Raw genomic sequence first — 21,117 nt, forward strand, 5'->3', positions numbered from 1 at the left:
CTAATAATCATAATGAATACCTAACCAAAACCGTCTCCCCAGCTCTAAACCTGTGGTAAAAGGGCTCACTTGATAGGTACGTTTATTTAATAAATTTTCACCGTCAAAACTCAAGGTGATTTTAGATTGACTTGTGAAGTGCCAATCGTATTTAACACTGCCGCTTAATAGCCAAAAACTTGGCCGTTCAGCAAGACGGTAGACAGGATATTCGCGTTTAGCTGTTAAGCATCCGGTACAGATGCTGTCAGCTTCATTTAAACTTTGTGTTTGTCCAGTAGGGTAAATAGCGTCTTGCTTACCATTGAAGCGAGCATAAGCAGATAAATGCCAGTTTCCCCAATCTCCCCCCCAACTAAGATTGGCAACAATAGGGCGATTCGCGTCTTGCTTTTCTAGGTTGATATCGTGTCGAGTCACTAGTGAATATGTCGATTTAAGCTCACCTTTTTCGTCATTCGCGTCAACTCGAAGATAAACTAATTCGTCATCATTGTAGCTATAATTGAGTGTTTCATCGTTTGTATGATCATCACTGCTTTCGATCGTTGTATTACCGTCAAAGCTTCTGCGATTGGTTTTATTACTCGCCTTGGATATGTTGAATTCAACGTGTTGATTGGCAAATTGCGCCATCCATGACAAAGACCAGCGCCGATATTGACTGCTACCATCGTTACCGGCATAAAGAATAGCTTCACCAGCTTCGTTATAGCCCTTTATTCTGTTAATGCTGTCTTTGCTTTCTCTTTGTATCCACTTAGCTTCGAGCATACCTCCTAATAAAGGCAGTCTATAAGCAGCGACAAATTCATCGCTAAACGGCGTTTTTGTATCCTGGTATTCGTAGCGATACCCAGACGTCACCAAGGCAGCTTGCCACTTCTGCGGCGTGTTATTCCATGATGAGCGCACTTCATTTTGAACAGGTTGCATGGCTTGATTTAACTTGTAGTTAGCCATATCACTTTCGTAATACCTGTTAGCTCCAGCGATTATCTGGTGTTGATCAAAAAGTTCGTAACTTGCCCGAATTCTAGGTGCAACGTTATGGTTTTTAAAAAAATCATTGTAATCGTATCTCAACCCTACCGTTAGCTGTAGGTCGTCGATGTCCATTACATCTTCTGCGTAAACTGAGAAATAAGTAATTTCCGCTTCTACTCTTGCTTTTGGAGATACTTGGCGAGACTGAAAATACTGACCCGTTGAGATTAAGTTTGCTTGGTATAGCTGAAAATCCTCAGCCTGAGTTAAATCTAAAGGTCGGCCAAGTTCAGCTTCAATTTCCTCTATTGAGCGAAGAAAGCTCGTCTCAATACAATCAAGTATGTAGCCCCCACAGTTAACTTGTGGCGATATTACGGCACCATTGTAAAAAATAGCGTCTTCTAAGCGGTCAAAAACAGTGGTTTGCTTTTCAATTTGATAGCCCACTGAAACATTGTGCTCAATAGACTTTAACGACCAAGGAGTAAAATCAACGTCTTGAGTTAAGCTGAAAGTATCTTGTGTTTTCTCTATATCGCCATAGCCACCAGATAAGCTGGTTGCAGAGCCATCATAACTTCCCCAAGACTTTCCAGGAACGTTAGCCCATACATACCAGGTGTTGCTAGTCGATTTAGAATTTTCACTCGCACGCCAAGCAATTTGTGTGGCGAAATCTCCCCAGTCTCGCGAGGCGAGCCAATTCGACATAAACGATTGTCCACCACCGGTAATTTCATAGTCACTATCGATAGCATCAACGTTAAAGTAGTTACCTTTGTACGGTGCGTTCAAATAACGAAAGCTCAGCTCATCGTTAGGTGAAATATCAATGTGGTACTTTATCAATCCATTGTAATTTGTTTGCTCTTGCTCTCTGATAGTGCCCAATTGATTCAACGACTCAGACGACGTTAATGCTTGTACTTGAGCAATTAAACCACTGCTATCTGTAATGGGTATCTCAATGTAAGCACTGAAGTCTTTTTTAGTGAAAGTCGCAGTATCTAATATGTCATCACCGCTAAATTTAGGGCTATAGAAGGTATGGTACTGCACGAAGTCATCAGCAGTTTGCCGGTAACTCAATCCAAAACGCGTTTTATTGCCAGCGTTTTTAGTTTCGGCAAGAACAAGACCGCCTGAGAACTGGCCGTATTTGGCAGGAATATTACTGTCGTAAACAGCAATTTGATCGAGAATCTTCACATTAACAAACGACTCTTGGCTGTGACCAGAGACATCCAATGCTAAATTTCTATCAATATTACCTGTTTGCGAGTTTAGTTTACTGTTATTCCCAACGCCATCGACTTGGTAACCAGATTGAAAACCTTGCGCGCCAGAAATAGACACTTCGCTTGGCTTAATGTTTGAAACTTGATTGGCGGCATACGCTGATTCACCAAATTGCACACCCGGTAATATAGCAATAATGTCATTCAAGTTACCATTGCCATAGCGATAGGCTTCTAGCAAATCTTTATCTAGGGTATACACCCCTTCAGCGCTAGAGGAAATTGGTGTTATATAACGACCGAGTACTTCAATATGCTCAATGTTATCTTTGCAGTTTTCTTCTGATTTGTCTGTACATTTAACAGGTTTATCTGCGCGTTTCTGCGCTTGATTAATGTCAGATTCTTGGGCAAAAAGTATCGGCGCAGCCAGCGCTAGGCTGACCACGCTCGTAATGAAAGTACGATTCATATTACTGTTTCGTAGCATCTAGCGGGAATGCGTCTTCCGCATCATTCACGCCATCATTATCACTATCTTCGTCTAACATTATCCCTGAGTTAGCTATAGCTTGGTCACTAGCAGCTTCTAAAAAGAAGTTAGCTTTTCCGTCACCGTCAGTATCTACTGATGCAACTAAGGTTTGTTTAAAATCATCATGCGAACTTAAGCCAGTAGCAACAGCTGTTATTATTGCGTCTTTTTCGACTACGCCAAAGACCGAGTCATTTGAAATAGCTAACGCTTCGTCAAATTTTCCAAGACGAATATACTGACTTGCGTAGAACGGTAAAAAAGTGAGTTTTTGTTGCTCTGCTTGAGTTGCTAAAGTAGCTGTTCTACTTTCAATAACGTCAAGCCATGTCTGATAGGCAGTAGCTTTTATTTCAACATAGTTATCCAAAGTACCCGCGTTTCTTTCAATAATAGTTAAGAAGTCACTGTAATCGCTCGACGAGCTTTGACCACTGTCAAAAAATGCATTTGTTTCCTGACCTTGTTCTTCAACTGGAAGTATTGCTTCAAACTTGTTTAGTTGCTCAATCGCACGGTTGTAGTAGCCTTGGGCTTGCGTGAATTTATGACCGTTAGCCAACGCAATACCTGTGCCTCGAAGTTTGGTAAAAATCTCTTCAAAATCATTTTCATTGATTTTTTTAACGTTTTCTTCGACTACAGATAAAATCGATTCAATTTTATCTTCGATATTTAATTGATTGGCAAACGCTAAGAACCTTGAATTTGCGTGAATAGCCTCCTCAATAGAAACGTCTGTACCGTCTACACCATCGCCGTAATGTGACGCAGCAATTTCGATACAAGTGTCAACTGAGGATTGCGCTTGCGTTTTAAACGCATCATTTTGCGTAATGTTATAAAGTGCTAAGTATTCTTCTACAACGATTTGACAACCAGTTTGACCAGTTACGAATGGTTCTATAGATAAGTTTTCTGCAACGTATTCATCTGTTTTTAGCAAGTTAAGTGCTTCTGCTAAAAACTTTCCTGCAGCCTCGTACTCACCTTGCTTACGCAAATGGATAGCGCCACCTGGATTAGCAGAATTGAAAGCGACTAGATTAGTAAAATGATTTCTTAAGTTTTCAGGATCTTTTTCCGCAATTACCAATTCAAGTGCCGCGTCTTTATCGTCCATGTTACGAACATTTGCCATCAAGCGAGCATCTGCCGCATCTTCTTCAGCAAACAACGCCCAAAAGCTACCTTCCGGAAAACCTGTTAAATACTTATCCAATGTCGTGTCAGGATAAAGTACAACGAATTCTTCAATGACACCATATAAGCCATACTCATACTCAACTTTAGTTACTTCCGCATAAGGACTAGGTGTTCTTGGATAATCTTCATCTACTCCAACAACGCCATGTAAAGCAAAAACGTCGTGTAATGCTTCTTTTGCATTATCAAAGTCGTTTAGCTCCATGAATGCATTAACAACTTCAGATAACGCGACTTGGCGTGTACTGTGGTATTCCTTGCCTTCGTTACCATTTCGATCATTACTAACATAACGATGGCTGATTAAATTTGCGTAACCGTACAATCGCACTGTCATGCTATGTGCTAAGTCATAATCAGCTTGGGTGAGTGACTCTTGCCAGTTTTCAATAGCCGACTCTACCAAACCGCTATAAGCAAAGAAGGTTCTTAATGCAGCTGTTGTCGCGTTGCCATCAAGTGCCGAAGCAAATAAAGTGTCTAAAATAGCTAAAGTTTGGTTGGCTTGTTCAGTGTTGTCTACTTGGCTATAACTACCAGCTAAGTTGGTGAAGAAAGTCGCGTCGGCAGCATCAAATGCATTAATACCCTTTGATGCAACATATTCGGCATATAAGTTACTGGCTAACGCTCTATATTCATCCCCTGTATCGACAAGGCCTAATTGGTTATAGATCAGCGAAACGCCCAATAAAGCGCGTGCTCGTTGCTCGGCGCGAACAATCTGTTCTTCAGTCACTAATTTAGCCACTTCATTTACTAAACCAGCTTCTGCATAACCAGTCGCCAAATTGCCAAAGATTAAGCCTTGATTAACGTCATCGCTAACCGTTCGAATAAGATTTTCAGCTTGTTTCAAGCGTGAATCTTCACTCGCATAATAGTAGTAAGCACGGTCGGTATTCGTCGCTAAACTCGCTTTAATAGCTAACGCTTTAACTAATTCTCCGCCTTGGCCATCAGTAACTTTTAGAGTAAAAGTATCATTTAAATTTACTAGACCAGTAGGCGTATACGTAACCTCACCTGTTGCTGCGTCAATGTCTAACTGACCATTTTCAGTCGTTTCTTCAATGCTATACGTTAGCGTGTCGTCTTCCACGTCTTGTGCTTGAATTGTGCCTTTTTTAATCTCACCACCAGAAACAATAATTTCGTTAACAGTTAACGTTGGCGCGTCGTTTACGGCATTTACCGTCACATTTATCGTTGTTGAAGCATTAGCTTCACCATCAGACGCACTGATTTCAAAGCTATCAGAGCCATTGAAATTTGCATGAGGTGTGTAGCTGATTAAACCCGTCGATGTGTTGATTTCAACAACAGCATTCGCCGACGCGTTAGCTAAGCTATAAGAAACAGTATCACCTGAATCTTTATCGTTAGCGCTTACTTGAAGGGTTGTGCTGTTATCTTCATCTAATTGAATCTGATAATTAGAATTGTTAAATACCGGTGCAGTATTCGAATTTGAGCTTCCTCCACAACCGACGAGGATCGCTGCCGAAAGCAAGAGGGTGACTTTGTTAGTTTTCATCATGTATCCTTTTAATTTTGCGCGGATCTTAATGAAAACAATTCTCATTATCAATATATTTTTGACTATATGGTTGATAAAAATTTACATTGTTTGAACAGTGTTAATAAATCGTTATTTATTTATATTTTTTTTACAAACGTAACATTGACCATTTAGTTAACGGCAGGTCGTAGAAAGTAGATTAAATTTGAGAAAGCGAGGAAGTATTAAGTAGTAAAACAGGTGCGCCATACTCTTTGATATGGCGCTTAACACAATGATATTTATGAACTAGGTCATAGTTACAAATTCTTCAGCAGATGTCGGGTGGATCGCCACCGTATTATCAAAGTCTGCTTTGGTTGCCCCCATCTTCATTGCCACAGAGAAACCTTGAAGTAACTCGTCACTACCAAAACCAATAGAGTGCAAACCAACAATCTTTTCTTCTTTACCGACACAGATTAATTTCATGCGCGTAGGGTCACGATAGTCTTCGGTCATTGCTTGGTATAGCGCGGTAAATTGTGAGGTATAGACTTTCACTTGATCTTCACCGTATTGCTCAATCGCTTCTTTTTCAGTTAAGCCAATCGTGCCAATAACAGGGTGGCTGAAAACCACTGTAGCCACATTTTCATAATCTAAATGTTCATACGGTTTGTTATTAAATAAGCGCTCACACAATCTTCTTCCGGCAGCGACTGCTACAGGCGTTAGCTGTACACGACCAGTATTATCACCTACCGCGTAAACACCCTCTACATCAGTATTTTGGTATTTATCCGTTGGAATATAGCCACGCTCATCTAACTCAATACCCGTTGCTTCAATATTAATATTGTCTGTAGCCGGAGCTCGACCAATCGCCCAAATAACAGATTCGACAGGGCCAACAGAATTACCGTTTTCTAAATGCACCGTTAAACTGCCATCACTGTGTTTTTCAATAGACGTTGGTACACTGTTGTTGTGTAAAGTCGGACCATGCTTAGCCATTTGTTCCACTAACGTATCTGACAGCATTTCATCGAAATTGCGCAGTGGCTTTTCTTTACGGACAAGCAAGTGAGATTCACTTCCTAGGGCATGTAACACGCCAGCAAGTTCAACGGCAATATAACCTGCGCCAATAACAGCCACTGATTTTGGTTGTGCTTCTAAGGCAAAAAAACCATCTGAATCAATGCCGTATTCTGCACCAGGGATACTAGGAACACTCGGGCGACCACCTGTAGCGATAACAATGTGATCTGCAGTGTATTGCTCGCCATTCACTTCAATCGTATTGCGGTTAACGAATTTAGCAAAACCATTGATCACAGTAACACCGTTTGACTCAAAGCCACGACCATAAGCAGCATGAATGCGCTCTATATATGCCTCGCGATTTTTCACCAATCGTGACCAATCAAATTCTCCGGCAGAAAGGTTAAACCCGTAGTCATGACTGTAATGCACAGCATCAGCAATTTGTCCTGCATACCACATGGCTTTTTTCGGAACACAACCCACGTTAACACAGGTGCCGCCAATGTATTTCGCTTCTACTACCGCCGCTTTTTTACCTAACTTTGCCGCGCGATTAGCTGAAGCGATACCGCCACTACCACCACCAATGGCAATAAAATCAAAATGTTGAGTCATGAGCTTTACCCTATTTTTGCCCGTTGTTTCACTACGATATGCGGATTATTTCTTAAGCTTTCAAGCAAAAGTGCGATCTTTCCTGCATACTAACCTTGAATAAGCTTAGCTTAACCATACATCTACTATCATCTCTAATAAGGAAAGTAGCAAGACGCCATGAGTGAAAATCCACTATTACAAGAATCCACGTTACCCCAGTTTTCAAAAATCAAACCTGAGCATGTAAAGCCTGCTGTAGAAGAAGCTATTGCCCACTGTAAAGACACTATCGAGAAAGTCTTGGCTGCTGGCGACTTTAGTTGGCAAGGTTTAATAACGCCTGTTGAGGAAGCCGAAGATAAACTCGGTAAACTATGGTCTCCGGTTTCTCACATGAACTCCGTGGTCAGTAACGATGAGTTACGTGATGCCCATGATGCATGCCTTCCTATTTTGTCAGAATACAGCACCTTTGTCGGTCAACACGAAGGCTTATACAAGGCCTATGTTGCCCTTTCTGAAAGTGAAGAGTTTACAACGTTAAATACTGGCCAACAAAAGCTCATCACTAATGCGCTACGCGACTTTAAACTATGTGGTATCGCATTGGCAGATGATAAAAAAGCGCGCTACGGTGAAATTGTTAGCCGCCTTTCTGAGCTAGCCTCTAAGTTTAGTAACAATGTATTAGATGCAACTCACGCTTATACCGTATTAATTAAAGAAGAAAGCGAACTTTCAGGCCTTCCTGAATCAGCCATTGCTGCGGCAAAACAGCAAGCAGAAGCACAGGAAAAACAAGGTTGGTTGTTTACCTTAGATATTCCAAGCTACTTACCGGTAATGACTTATTGCGATAACCGCGAACTAAGAGAAAAGCTTTATCGCGGTTACGTAACCCGTGCGTCTGATCAAGGACCTAACGCAGGTGAATTCGATAACAGCGACATTATCAATGAGACACTAGCTCTTCGCCACGAACTAGCTCAGCTATTAGATTTTGCTAACTATGCTGAAAAATCTCTAGCTACAAAAATGGCAGATTCAACTGACCAAGTAACGGGCTTCTTAAAAGATCTCGCACAAAAATCTAAGGCACAAGGCCAACAAGATTTAGACGAAGTAAAAGCTTTTGCTAAAGAAGAATTTCAAGCTGAAAACCTTAAGCCATGGGATTTACCTTATTACAGCGAAAAGCTTAAACAAAACCGCTATGCAATTTCAGATGAAGAACTACGTCCGTACTTTCCTAAAGACAAAGCCGTTGAGGGGCTATTTGAAGTAGTTCAGCGTTTATTCGGCATGACAGTGTCTGAAGTAAAAGATATCGATACATGGCACGAAGATGTTCATTTCTACGAAATTCACGACAAAAATGGTGAATTACGCGGTAGCTTCTTCTTAGACTTATACGCACGCGCCAAAAAGCGTGGTGGTGCTTGGATGGACGATTGCCAAGGCCGTCGTATTCGTGCAAACGGCGAGCTGCAAAATCCAGTGGCTTACTTAACTTGTAATTTCAACGGACCTGTGGGCGACAAGCCTGCACTATTTACCCATGATGAAGTTGTCACCTTATTCCATGAGTTTGGTCACGGCATTCATCATATGCTTACGCAAATTGATGTTTCAGGTGTTTCTGGTATCGATGGCGTGCCGTGGGACGCGGTTGAATTACCAAGCCAGTTTTTAGAAAACTGGTGTTACCAACCTGAAGCGTTAGCATTTTTATCCAGTCATTACGAAACGGGTGAACCATTACCGGAAGAAATGCTCAACAAAATGCTAGCCGCCAAGAACTTTCAATCGGCAATGCAAATGCTGCGTCAACTTGAGTTCGGTTTATTCGACTTTAACATGCATTTAGCCTATCAAGAAGGCGCTGAAAACAAAGACTACGTGCAGCAAATTCTAAACAAAGTACGCGACGATTACGCTGTAGTTGAAACCGTACCATTTAACCGTTTCCAACACAGCTTTGGCCACATTTTCGCTGGTGGTTATGCAGCTGGTTACTACAGCTACAAATGGGCAGAAGTACTTTCGTCAGATGCATTTTCTCGCTTTGAAGAAGAAGGTGTTTTCAATGAAGAAACAGGTAAATCTTTCTTAGAAAACATTCTCGAAAAGGGTGGTTCACAAGAGCCAAGTGAATTATTCGCAGCCTTTAGAGGACGTGAACCTCAGATAGATGCCTTGCTTCGCCATAGCGGTATTAACGCCTAGGATTTGTAATGAATTCAAAGTCGATTGGGCTAAGGTTAAATGCTCAATCGACAGAGAAACAGAGGCTTTTGGCTTAGTTAGCAAGAGTTATTCGTGCAATATAAAACCCTCAGGATTCAATCGAGCTTTATCACTTGTTAACTAATTGAGATACTTTTTCTTTGTATACCCGCCCTACCGGTACAACAACGTCATTAATATGAACTTCACTGGCCTTGATTAATGTCAATGCATGATGGGCAACTATGTATGAACGATGTACGCGAGAAAAATGTTCCTCAGGTAATAATTGCTCAAAATCAGAGATTTTCATTTGGCTTAGTAACTGAGTGCCTTTTAAATACACAGAGGTGTAATTTCCATTTGCTTTGACGTAAAGCAATTCATTTAATGCCACTTGATGATGTTTTTTATCATCCTTAATAAAGATACTTTCTTGCAAAGCATTGCTACCGCTCTCGCTTTGTATGTGACTTTCAATCAAGGCTTGTTTATCGGTTACCTTTTGAACCGTTTTTGCAAACCGTTCAGCATTAAATGGTTTAAGTAAATAATCAGTTATTTCATATTCATAGCTTTCCAATGCATACTCTTGGTGTGCTGAAATAACAACAATTTGTGGTGGTTGTTTTAGTGCAGTTAGAAATTCAAAACCTGTCATTTTCGGCATATTGATATCTAGAAAAATCACATCTACCTGATTCGATTGCACCAATTGTTCAGCTTGCATGGCATTAAAACACGACCCTACCAAGTTTAATGTCGAATGGGCTTGGGCAAATCGAGTGATCAATTTATGTGCGGCTGGCTCATCGTCGATGATCAAATAATTCATCAAATTTATCCGTCTATCTTGTCCATTTAGATATTCCGTTTAGGTAATCCACTTATGTTAAGTCTATCGAAACCGTCGTTTTATAAGTGCTATCGGTAACACTTGTTTCAATATGGTGTTTGTCGGGAAAAAGTAAAAAAAGTCTACGTTTTAAATTATCTAAACCCAGGCCACCACTTATTCGTTGCTTTTTATTTTTCTCTAATACCGTTTTATCGAAGTTATTTTCAATAGTAAATTCTATCAATTCCGGCTTAGTCGTAAGACAAAAATGAATATACTGACCATCAGTTAAGGTATCAACACCATGTTTGAAGGCGTTTTCCAGCAAATTAATGAATAACAATGGTGGAATACGTTGCTGAGCATTGGTGATATTTCGTTTAAACTGGATATCCAATCTGTGTTGGTGGCGCAATTGGTTTAATTCAATGAAGTTTTCCAAATATGCGATTTCATCTTCCACCAAAACGGTATGTTTTCGGCCATCATAAATGGTAAAGCGCATCATTTGAGACAAGCGATAAATGACCTCTTCAGTCAAATCTGACTTTTCAATTGCTAGGCCATATAAGTTATTCAAAGTATTAAAGAAAAAGTGTGGATTAATTTGGCTTTTTAGTAAACTAAGTTCAGCTTTGAGTGTTTCTTGATGTAAATGATCAATGTATTGTTTTTGCTTTGCTCTATCTTGTATCAAATAAATGAGCGGTAACATCAAGCTAATGGTTAAAAATACAATCAGTACCTCTGGATTTGTAACAAGGTAAATAAGATATAGGCTAACGCCATAACCAAAAACTAGCGCAATACTCTTTAACCAAACGTTCAAAATAGCCTTCTTTTTAACGAAATTCGTCGTTCGACAATGTTTAAACGTCGTTCGTCATTTCATTATTTATTTAATTTTTAGCGATTGTACTATACAGAAAAACAGAAAACACCTTGGAAGGATGTATGTTAACTATTAGAAATTTATCAAAGACTTATGACAATGGAGTTCAAGCGCTAAAATCAGTTTCATTGGACATAGAGCCGGGTTTATTCGGTTTACTTGGTCCAAATGGGGCTGGAAAATCATCTCTGATGCGCACGATTGCAACGTTACAACAACCTTCTCACGGGCAAATTAGTTTCGATAATAAAGACATTATTAAAAATCCCAATATATTACGTGAGTGTTTAGGCTATTTACCGCAGGAATTTGGTGTATACCCGAAAGCTAGCTGCTACGAATTGTTAAATCATTTAGCATTATTAAAAGGTATCGTTGATAAAGAGCAACGTAAAGCACAAATAGAAAGTCTGTTGCATTTAACCAATCTATACGACAAACGTCACAATGACGTTGCAACGTATTCAGGCGGTATGAAACAGCGCTTTGGTATTGCACAAGCCCTTCTGGGTGACCCAAAACTTATCATTGTTGATGAACCAACCGCAGGATTAGACCCGCAAGAGCGAAACCGTTTTCATAATTTATTGTGTGAGATCAGCGAAAACATTGTAGTTATTTTATCAACACATATTGTTGAAGATGTTAGTCAACTTTGTCCAAACATGGCAATTCTAATCGATGGTCAAATTCAATTGCACGGAAAGCCTGCAACGTTAATACGCTCATTAGATGGTCGTGTTTGGTCAAAAATGGTTAATAGAGCGGAAGCAAAAGAATACCGTACTAAATTCAACGTTTTATCTGAGCGATTAATTACAGGCAAAACGCAATTAATCGTTGAAAGTGAATTCCAACCAGAAATTGGATTCAAACCCATTACTCCAGATTTAGAAGATGTTTACTTTTCTACATTAAATAAAGCTCGTGGAATTGGCCCTGTAAATCAAGGAGACCAAAATGTTGCTTAAGTTATTACCCTTTGAATTAAAACAACAAATCAAGCAAGGCGGCTTTTGGGCAGCTTCAATTGCCATGATATGGATGGCCGTGTTGATCACTACGCAGCGTGGCTCTGCTTTAGTTTTTGCAAATTCAGCACACGCTATAAGCCAAACATTATTGTTTATTGCACCTAATATCATTTTTGTTACTTGTGTCTTAGCGTCGGCTACCGTTTTGCGAGACAATCAATACAAAATGGAGCCACTAATTTTCACCACACCAATTGACAAATTTAAGTACTTAGCAAGTAGATACTTCAGCATTGCTATTGCTACATGTGCGATATTGTTCATGGCACTTATCGGCATGATGATTACGCCTTTGTTTTTAGAGGCTGAATTGGTAGGTCCATTTCAATTAAATTACTACATCAGCAATTATTTGCTGTTTATCGTACCTTCCGTATTTTTATGTACATCGATAGTATTTGCCGCAGCAATGTTAAGTAAAAGTATGATCACGGTATTTGTATCTGGCATCGTACTGTACGTGATATACATTGTGGGATCGATATTTGGCAATTCCCCTTTAATGGCAACATCATCCGTATTGTCAGAGGGATATGGCTTTGCTTCATTAATTGAACCTTATGGTCTTATCGCTTTTGCAGAACAATCTGCTTATTGGAGTGCTGAACAACGCAATACATTTATGCCATCGCTAACAGGCACATTGTTGTTCAACCGCATTTTATGGCTAGCAATAAGCCTGAGTTTATTTGTTTTTACTTATAGAGTATTCAGTTTTAGAGCTGAACATAAAATAAAGACGAAAAAGAAAGACCGAGATTTACCTGTTGCACCTGAGCCTAAAAATAAGCGTTTTTCGTCCTATACCAGCCTAAAATCTGTGATTGATTTTAGCCAAATCAATTGGTCCGTAACCTGGTCAAAATTCAATATAGAGTACATAACTGCCACACGTGGCAAGGTATTCATTGTGCTGTTAATCACTACTATCGCCTTTACTTTGGGCAATTTAATTAACAGTGTATTTGATGGCCCAATCGCTGGAGGTCAAGCATTCTTGCCTCAAACGGCTTTGATTTTAGGTTGGTTACAAGAACCATTAGCCAAGATTGGCATGTTAGTGGTGATTTTCTTTACTGTCGAACTTTATTGGAACGAACGCTTAGTAAAAATCGCACCATTAGTTGATTGCACACCCACGCAAAACTTTACGTTTTATATTGCAAAATTAGCAGCCGTGCTTGCTATAGGTTTTACTTTAATATTGGTAAGCATCATCTCAGCGATTGCATTCCAATTATCTCAAGGTTACTTAGATATTAAACCTCAACAGTATCTATTATTGTTCTACTATAGTGGCGTTCCTATGCTAATGGCAGCTTTATTAACGCTATTTTTGCAACGTTTTGCCAAGGTAAAAGCAATTGGCTTGTTATTAGGTGTTGGTGTATTTGTACTAAATGGCGTAGCTAAAGGCTTGTTACTTGACCATCCATTAACAGTATTTGCTTATCAGCCTTATTTCATGTTCTCGGACATGGCTGACACGATTTATCATGCACAAGCTGCTCATTGGTACAATATCTACTGGCTTTCATTGACAGGCATTTTAGGTGTTATCACCGTTAAATACTGGCAGCGTGGAAGTACAGTTACAGCAGAAACTTTAACAACAAAGTCTCGCGTTCTTTTAGCAAGCTTAACGATGGTTTTTATCACGAGTGCTGGTTATATTTTTTACCAGAAAAATGTTTTTAATATCTTTATGACTGAGGAACAGAAGATTGCATTAATGGCAGACTACGAAAAACAATACCAGTCATATCAAGGTAAATCAGCCCCTACAATTATTGACGTTAAGCTAGCAATGGATATTTTTCCTGAGAGCCGAAGCTATGAAATACGAGGTAGCTACACCATTGAAAACCAGTCTGATCAGCCGATTAGTGAAGTATTGGTATCGGTGTTACGTCAAAGCCATGTGAAATACCATGTAACGTTAGCAGGTGCGAAATTAACCAACCATGATCATGAACATCAAACCATGTTGTTTACGTTTACAACACCTTTAGCGCCTCAGAAAAAAACCTCTGTTGAATATTCTGTGACAGCAACACATAACGCGTTTGGCGACTTAGATGGTGAACACTATGTAACAGAAGGCGGCAGTTATATTGAAGTTGAAGATGTGATACCACAATTTGGCTTTAACGAAAGCTATGTATTAACAGATGCAGAACATCGTAAAGAGCATGATTTACCAACATTAACGCGCACTATGCCAGAAAAACATATGCACGTTGAAGCACACGATAAGTTGATGTTTGATGCTGTCATTTCAACCACAATACCGCAAACGGTAGTCACAGTTGGAACGCCTAAAAAGACCTGGGTTAATAAAGGACGTCAGTTCTTTCACTATCAGTCTGATGAGCCAATTCAAGCACAGTTAGCTGTCGTTTCAGCTGAATTTATCACCGAAACGAAAAGTTATAATGGTGTTGAATTAACGGTGTATCATGCGCCTGAGCATAATCAAGACAACGAAATGATTTTAGCCGCCTTAATGCAGTCAATGGACTATTTCGCTGAACATTATATGCCTTATAAGGGTAAACGTTATGCTGTTGTGGAAATTCCCTATTTTTCAGCAATGCAATCATTCGGCAGTTCACAACCAGGAATGTACGTGGGTGTAGAAAATAGAATGTTTAACCTAGATAGCAGACATGTAGATATTGCGGAATTTAACCCTCAATTACGCGGAATTTCACATGAATTTGCTCATCAATACTGGGGCGATTATTTAGAGCCACATTACATTGCTGGTGCTCCAATGGTGACAGAAACCTTAGCTAAATATACCGAGCTTGTTATGTTGAATCATGTTTATGGAGAAACAGCCGCTTTCGATCTGGTGAACCAATCGTTGGATTTCTATTTGAAAGTTCGTCCATACATGTCTGACATCGAACAACCGTTATATAGCATGGGGCACGACGCTCACTTATTTTACGGTAAAGGTCAACACAGTATGTATGCTTTATTGGACATCTTAGGTGAAGACAAGATTAACAAAGCGTTAAAGCAACTGTTAACTGATAAAGGATACCCTTACAAAGCGACAACATTAGATGTATTAGCAGCCTTTAATCAGCAAGCAACTAATGAGCAACTAGAATATATAGATGATTTGTTTAAGCGAGTGATATTCCATAGCTTTGAGATACATGATGCAAAATCACAGCAGGTGTCAAACAAAGCGAATAGCAAGTTTATGACCACTATTGATGTCAGTACGTTGAAATTCGAATTAGACTTGAAAACTAACGAAGAGCAAACAACATCCATCAATGAATATATCGATGTTGCCCTTTATGACGGCTACCCAATGTATGACGATAGCAACGCATTAATCATTGAAAAAGTGAAGTTCAACCAAAATCGCAGTGAAGTCACGATTTACTCTGACAAACAACCTACGCATGTTCAGATTGATCCGAAATTGCGCAGAATAGACAGGAACTTGTCAGACAACATTTTCACTATCAACTAGTCCCTTTGAAAACACCAGCGGGAGTATTCTAGCTCCCGCTACAAAAACATTTAATCATTCACTCATTGAATACACAGGAGCACATGATGAAACTTATTCATGGGTTTACACTCGCTTTTTTCACCGTTGGCTTTTCCACCTTTTTTATGTCGCAACCAGTATGGGCAACCTCCAAAGAACATCGAATCACTGATCAACAAGTATTAGAGGAACTGTACTATCAGCGAGATTATCAATCCGTAAAAGCTTCACTAGAACAGCTCAGCAGACCCCTCAATGCAGACGAACAATTATTAGTGGTCGCGATGAAAGTTCAACATGATGAAGATGATGCATCTGATACTTTAGAGGCTTTAACAAAAGCACATCCGAACAATGCGAAAGTGCAATATTGGGCGGGAAACTTATGGCAAACCATCGCAAAAAACAGTTCGATGTTTTCCAAAATGTCGATATATAGCCATTATGTTAAAGCGATGACTCAAGCGGCTAAACTCGCACCTGACAATGCTAGATATCAAATGGAAGCAGCCAAAGCCTATGGGCAGCCCAGTATGATGGGCGGTGATAGCGATAAACAAGCACCTATTGTAGCAAGGCTTTTAAAAGGTGATTCTCAGTTTGCTCGAATCGCCTATATGGACTTACTGCAAAACACCAAAAAAGAGAAAGAAGCGCTTGGTTATGCGGTTGATATTGCTCAACAATACAAAAATAATCCAGAGATAGTTGAGCGAGCAGCACAACTATTATGGACATTTGGGGATAAAAATAAGGCAGGAGAATTGTTTTATCAAACCTGCATGTTACCCACCCCGATAATGGAAGCCTATCTGAAGTGGGATGCTGCCTGTTGGTATAGTGTTCTATTTAGTGACAATGGTGAATTGTCATTAGAACAAGGAATTACCGCGGGTAAACGATTGCTTGCACACAGTAGTGTTAAGGATAATGAATATCTAGAAAGCTTAGAGCTTTATGCTCAATTACTCGTGAAAGCAAAACAAACAACCGATGCAATTAACGCTTTTAACGAGCTGTTGGTGTTGGCAACCAGTAAGAGCATGAAAAGAAAAGCCCAAAAAGCATTAAAAAAGTTAAGTAAATATTGATTGTGATCTCTCACAAGGTTGACAGATCGTAACAAGTTGGAAAATAAACGTCATGTATCCAGTTTAGCTTTCTCTTATGTTGCTTAGTAGTGAGCATAGAGGATGCAGTTGATATAGGTTACTATATTGGAGATAGACACATATTGAATGAGACGACGAATTTAGATGGAAACTTTTGACGCCATATATCAACGTGCTGCCAAACGTAAGGGCGGCGTTGATGCGCTAAATCTTTTGCTTGGTGGAAAGGAAACTGACGCCTTGGTTGCTGAGCTCACTGACGATAGGATTTTGTCAGCGTTCACCAAGAAAATTTTCCAATCTGGTTTTGTTTGGCGTGTTGTCGAGCAAAAGTGGCCTGATTTTGAGGAAACCTTTTTCAACTTCGATATTGAAAAAATTCTGATGATGCCAGAGGAAATGCTCGAACGAAAAGCGGCCGATCCAAAGATTATTCGCAACTTTAATAAAGTAAAAACCATTAAAGCTAACGCACAGATGATTTTCGAGCAGCAAAGTGACAGTCAAACCTTCGCTGAGTTTATTGCTAATTGGCCGTCAAACGATATTATCGGTCTTTGGCAATGGCTGAAAAAAAATGGTCAACGCTTAGGTGGTAACACCGGCCCATACGCATTACGTACACTTGGAAAAGATACCTTTTTGTTATCTCGTGATGTCGAAGGCTACTTCCGCGCCCACGAATTAATTCAAGGTGGTTTGCAAACAAAAGCGAGCTTATCGACCATTCAAAATTGCTTTAATCATTGGCAGCAAGATTCAGGTATGTCGTTAGGGCAATTGAGCCGACTCATTGCCTTTGCAACGGGTGATAATCACATTCAAGTGACGTAATAACGACATTTTAATCGGAAACCTTTACAAGATGACGCAAACCACCGCCTCGAACTTACACCATATAGCCGTTGCTTACGTCGACAATTCAGATGTTGATAAGGCTAGGGCAATCGCACAAAAATGGCAATTTACCTATATTGGTGACATTGCGTCTTTGTCTAGTCATCCAGAACTTAAGTTTGTGCTGCAAGTAAACATGCAAGTGCTAGAACTCATTAAAGTCGATGAACCCAAATTAGGGGCAATTAAAGTCGACTTTGTTGAAGGTGCTGTCGCGCATCGCCGAAAATTTGGTGGTGGCAGAGGACAAGACATTGCAAAAGCAGTCGGTTTAAAGCATGGATTTACCCCAAGTGTCGTTGACGGTACTGCTGGGCTAGGCCGAGACGCATTTGTCTTAGCGAGTTTGGGCTGCGAAGTCACCCTGTTAGAGCGCCACCCTGTTGTCGCTGCGCTTTTAACGGATGGCTTGGAACGTGCTCAGTTACATACCGAAGTAAGCGAAATCACTCGTCATATGTCCGTAAAACATATCTCAAGTATTGATGATATGACAGCCTGTATCGAAGGTGATGCGGATGTAGTTTACTTAGATCCTATGTACCCTCACCGTGAAAAGTCTGCCGCCGTTAAAAAAGAAATGCGCGTTTTTCAATCGTTGGTGGGTGAAGATAACGACAGTGACCAACTGTTAGCACCAGCACTGAATTTGGCTAAATATCGTGTAGTAGTAAAGCGCCCCAATTATGCTGAGTTTCTAGCTGATAAAAAACCATCAACGCAAATCAAAATGAAGAAAAATCGCTTTGATGTTTATGTAAATCAGGGAATACCGAAAAACTAAATGGGCTTCATGAATAGGTAGTTCTGAATAAAAACCAAGGTTATTACGTATGATTAAACTGATGATTAAAAACATGGTTTGCCATCGATGTACCTTGGTTGTTCAAGGCATTTTTAAGCAGTTAAACCTTAATCCTTTAGCGATAAATCTTGGCGAAGTCGCCTTAGAACATCCTCTTACCAAAGAGCAAACCGCAAGTTTGAGTAAAGCGCTAAATGAAACCGGATTAGCTTTGTTAGATGACAATAAATTAAAGCTGATTGAAGCGATTAAACAAGCCTGTTTAGCTTACCTTGACCGACGAGTTTTCAATGAAAACAGAACGCTTTCTCAACATATTTCACTGCATGTTGCCAAAGATTACCATCACTTAAGTAGACTCTTTTCTAGTGTTGAAAGCATATCTATCGAGCAATACTATTTATCAGTTCGAATAGAAAAAGTGAAAGAATTGGTCGCGTATCAGCAACTCGCTTTTTCAGAAATTGCTTACGATTTAGGTTTTAGTAGCGTCGCTCATTTAAGCGCTCAATTTAAAAAGCACACTGGTCTCACTTTGTCCCAGTTTAGGCACGATTTTGCCAATCTACCCAGAATGTCGTTAGACAAAGTCAAAACACTGTAACAAACAACCAAAATTGTATAACGGCTTCTAAGTTACTTAACCCTATGATCGTGTTAGCTTCAAACAAGGAGATAACATGAGTTTTTGGACTAACAAAATCAATTGGCTAAAAAGTGCCAATAACACTAAATGGTGCTTGTTAGGGTGTGCAATCGGTGACTTTGGCACAATTGGCTACTTTCAGATGATTGAGCATTCACTGACGACCTGGCAAGTAATGGCATTAGCGATGTTTAATGGCTTGCTAACCAGTATTATTTTAGAAACCATCATCTTAATGCGAGGTGGCTTTATGTTCTCAGCAGCTTTAAAAACCGCAATGGGCATGAGCTTTATTTCGATGCTAGCAATGGAACTCGCCATGAATATTACCGATTACTTGCTCACTGGCGGGGCTATGCTTACGTGGACTGCCATTCCCCTTATGTTACTCGCAGGTTTTTTAACCCCTTGGCCTTATAACTATTGGCGATTACAAAAACACAACAAAGCCTGCTGTCATTAACTAGTACACCTAACTAGTACACCTAACTAGTACACCTAACTAGTACACCTAACTAGTACACTAGGGGTGTACTACCCTAATTCCAAAAATTAACACCAAAAACAAAAAATTTTAAATCCTTAATATTCAACAACTTACAAACAACCTTGGTGATCTACTCAGATCTAATGCTTGACTTTGTGTACCACTGTATCTAGTGTACTAGTACAGATAGTACACTAGTGATTTAATATAATGGCAAAAACATCTGCTATTGCGATCCAAATAGTGACCGGGGACGCCCGACCTATTTTTCGACAAATTGTCGATGGTATTCGCAAAGAAATTGCCACAGGCAGTTTACAACCAGAAGCGAAATTACCGAGCGTGCGTGCTTTAGCAATGCAGTTGGGAATTAACGCTAATACGGTTGCAAAAGCTTATGGCGAATTAACAGTTCAAGGGCTATTAGAGTCGCGCAAAGGTCTTGGGATTTTTGTGTCAGAGCCCAAACAAATGTTGAGTGAAGAAGAACAAAAGAGTCGTTTAAATGAGGCAACGGCCCGTTTTATCAACGATGTGATGTATCTCGATTATTCAACAGAGCAATTGACCCAGCACTTGGTAAGCGAATTGACCAAGTTGCCACATAAATAATGTGAGAGATAACCATGACGGATTATATCATTGAGACACAAAACCTGACCAAGTGTTTTGGACGCAAAACCGCGTTGCTCGATTTAACGCTATCCATTCCTAGAGGTGGTATACACGCGTTTATTGGTGCTAATGGTGCCGGTAAATCTACGCTGTTTAGATTACTGCTTGGCTTAGATGCGCCAACCTCCGGCTCGAGTAAAATTCTCGATACAGATAGCCAAACATTAACGCCAGAGCACAGAGGACGTATAGGCTTTGTTAACGAAGAACATACCTTACCTACTTGGATGACAGCTGAGCAAGTGACTAACATGCAACGTAACTTGTACCCGAAATGGCGACAAGATATTTACGAAAATGTTATTGCAAATTTCGATGTTCAACCCTTTCAAAAGGTCTCTGAACTTTCGCGCGGCGAACGTGCTGGCTTAAACCTATCAATGGCATTAGCACAAGCACCTGACGTATTGATCCTTGATGAACCAACCCTGGGTTTAGACGTTGTTGCAAAACAGGCTTTCTTAGAAGCATTAATGCACACTGAAACCGATGAAAACATGACAATCATCTACTGTTCACATCAAATGGAAGAGATTGAGCGTGTTGCTGATAACTTAATAATCGTTGAAGCAGGACAAGTGAAATACATGGCTAGCCCTGATGATTTTTGTCAGCGCATCAGTTATTGGATTTGCGATATTCCGGGCTCGACTGCAGAGCTGGAAAAATTGCCAAGCGTGTTGTCTATTAAATACATTGAAGACCAGTATCACATCATCACAGCAGATGCGAACGAACAAGATTTTCGTCAGTTCTTATCAACACTTGGTGCAGACGATCCTATTCTCGCGCCTATTAGCCTAGATAAAGCGATCAGCTCTGTGCTTGCACAAAATCATCGTGGCGCAGGCAAAGCGGCCTAAGGAGCTGA

The 21,117-nt window shown here is 40.1% G+C and carries 15 protein-coding genes; 10 read left to right on the plus strand and 5 right to left on the minus strand.

The window, feature by feature from the left end; translation table 11 throughout:
- From ACOB80_RS09705 to gorA, 3 genes are all read right to left on the minus strand, one after another.
- Positions 1-2,700, minus strand: coding sequence for a TonB-dependent receptor (locus tag ACOB80_RS09705; RefSeq protein WP_473165624.1), 2,700 nt, complete (start codon positions 2,698-2,700; stop codon positions 1-3).
- A 1-nt stretch (position 2,701) separates the two neighbouring features.
- Positions 2,702-5,506 (minus strand): cadherin-like domain-containing protein, encoded by a 2,805-nt coding sequence (locus ACOB80_RS09710; protein ID WP_473165625.1) that lies wholly within the window; start codon positions 5,504-5,506, stop codon positions 2,702-2,704.
- A 273-nt stretch (positions 5,507-5,779) separates the two neighbouring features.
- Positions 5,780-7,135: a glutathione-disulfide reductase gene (gorA, locus tag ACOB80_RS09715; protein ID WP_473165626.1), complete on the minus strand. Its 1,356-nt coding sequence runs from the start codon at positions 7,133-7,135 to the stop codon at positions 5,780-5,782.
- Between the two features lie 159 nt (positions 7,136-7,294).
- On the opposite strand from gorA, the gene prlC reads away from it, so the two are divergent.
- Positions 7,295-9,343 carry an oligopeptidase A gene (prlC, locus tag ACOB80_RS09720; RefSeq protein WP_473165627.1) on the plus strand — a complete coding sequence of 683 codons (2,049 nt, stop codon included), beginning with the start codon at positions 7,295-7,297 and terminating at the stop codon, positions 9,341-9,343.
- 130 nt (positions 9,344-9,473) lie between these two features.
- On the opposite strand, the gene ACOB80_RS09725 is transcribed toward prlC, so the two are convergent.
- Both ACOB80_RS09725 and ACOB80_RS09730 read right to left on the minus strand, forming a co-directional pair.
- Complete coding sequence (locus ACOB80_RS09725) at positions 9,474-10,178, minus strand: LytR/AlgR family response regulator transcription factor (RefSeq protein ID WP_473165628.1); 705 nt, start codon at positions 10,176-10,178, stop codon at positions 9,474-9,476.
- Between the two features lie 52 nt (positions 10,179-10,230).
- Positions 10,231-11,010: a sensor histidine kinase gene (locus ACOB80_RS09730; RefSeq protein ID WP_473165629.1), complete on the minus strand. Its 780-nt coding sequence runs from the start codon at positions 11,008-11,010 to the stop codon at positions 10,231-10,233.
- Between the two features lie 125 nt (positions 11,011-11,135).
- On the opposite strand from ACOB80_RS09730, the gene ACOB80_RS09735 reads away from it, so the two are divergent.
- The 9 genes from ACOB80_RS09735 (at position 11,136) to ACOB80_RS09775 (ending at position 21,109) form a co-directional block, all read left to right on the plus strand.
- Positions 11,136-12,044, plus strand: a complete 909-nt coding sequence (locus tag ACOB80_RS09735; protein ID WP_473165630.1) for an ABC transporter ATP-binding protein — start codon at positions 11,136-11,138, stop codon at positions 12,042-12,044.
- On the plus strand, positions 12,034-15,603 hold the full coding sequence (locus tag ACOB80_RS09740) for a M1 family aminopeptidase (RefSeq protein ID WP_473165631.1): 3,570 nt from the start codon (positions 12,034-12,036) through the stop codon (positions 15,601-15,603). The genes ACOB80_RS09735 and ACOB80_RS09740 overlap by 11 nt, the downstream gene beginning before the upstream one ends.
- Positions 15,604-15,686: 83 nt before the next feature.
- The gene (locus ACOB80_RS09745; protein WP_473165632.1) at positions 15,687-16,715 is read left to right on the plus strand and encodes a tetratricopeptide repeat protein; all 1,029 of its coding nucleotides are present in this window, start codon (positions 15,687-15,689) and stop codon (positions 16,713-16,715) included.
- 165 nt (positions 16,716-16,880) lie between these two features.
- Positions 16,881-17,570: a DNA-3-methyladenine glycosylase I gene (locus ACOB80_RS09750; protein ID WP_473165633.1), complete on the plus strand. Its 690-nt coding sequence runs from the start codon at positions 16,881-16,883 to the stop codon at positions 17,568-17,570.
- A 199-nt stretch (positions 17,571-17,769) separates the two neighbouring features.
- Positions 17,770-18,417, plus strand: coding sequence for a class I SAM-dependent methyltransferase (locus ACOB80_RS09755; RefSeq protein ID WP_473165872.1), 648 nt, complete (start codon positions 17,770-17,772; stop codon positions 18,415-18,417).
- A gap of 49 nt (positions 18,418-18,466) precedes the next feature.
- Positions 18,467-19,042: a helix-turn-helix transcriptional regulator gene (locus ACOB80_RS09760; RefSeq protein WP_473165634.1), complete on the plus strand. Its 576-nt coding sequence runs from the start codon at positions 18,467-18,469 to the stop codon at positions 19,040-19,042.
- A gap of 76 nt (positions 19,043-19,118) precedes the next feature.
- On the plus strand, positions 19,119-19,547 hold the full coding sequence (locus tag ACOB80_RS09765; protein WP_473165635.1) for a DUF4396 domain-containing protein: 429 nt from the start codon (positions 19,119-19,121) through the stop codon (positions 19,545-19,547).
- Positions 19,548-19,781: 234 nt separating this feature from the next.
- On the plus strand, positions 19,782-20,183 hold the full coding sequence (locus ACOB80_RS09770) for a GntR family transcriptional regulator (protein WP_473165636.1): 402 nt from the start codon (positions 19,782-19,784) through the stop codon (positions 20,181-20,183).
- A gap of 14 nt (positions 20,184-20,197) precedes the next feature.
- Positions 20,198-21,109: an ABC transporter ATP-binding protein gene (locus ACOB80_RS09775; RefSeq protein ID WP_473165637.1), complete on the plus strand. Its 912-nt coding sequence runs from the start codon at positions 20,198-20,200 to the stop codon at positions 21,107-21,109.
- Positions 21,110-21,117 lie beyond the last annotated feature (8 nt).

The organism is Thalassotalea coralli (genome assembly GCF_055786205.1).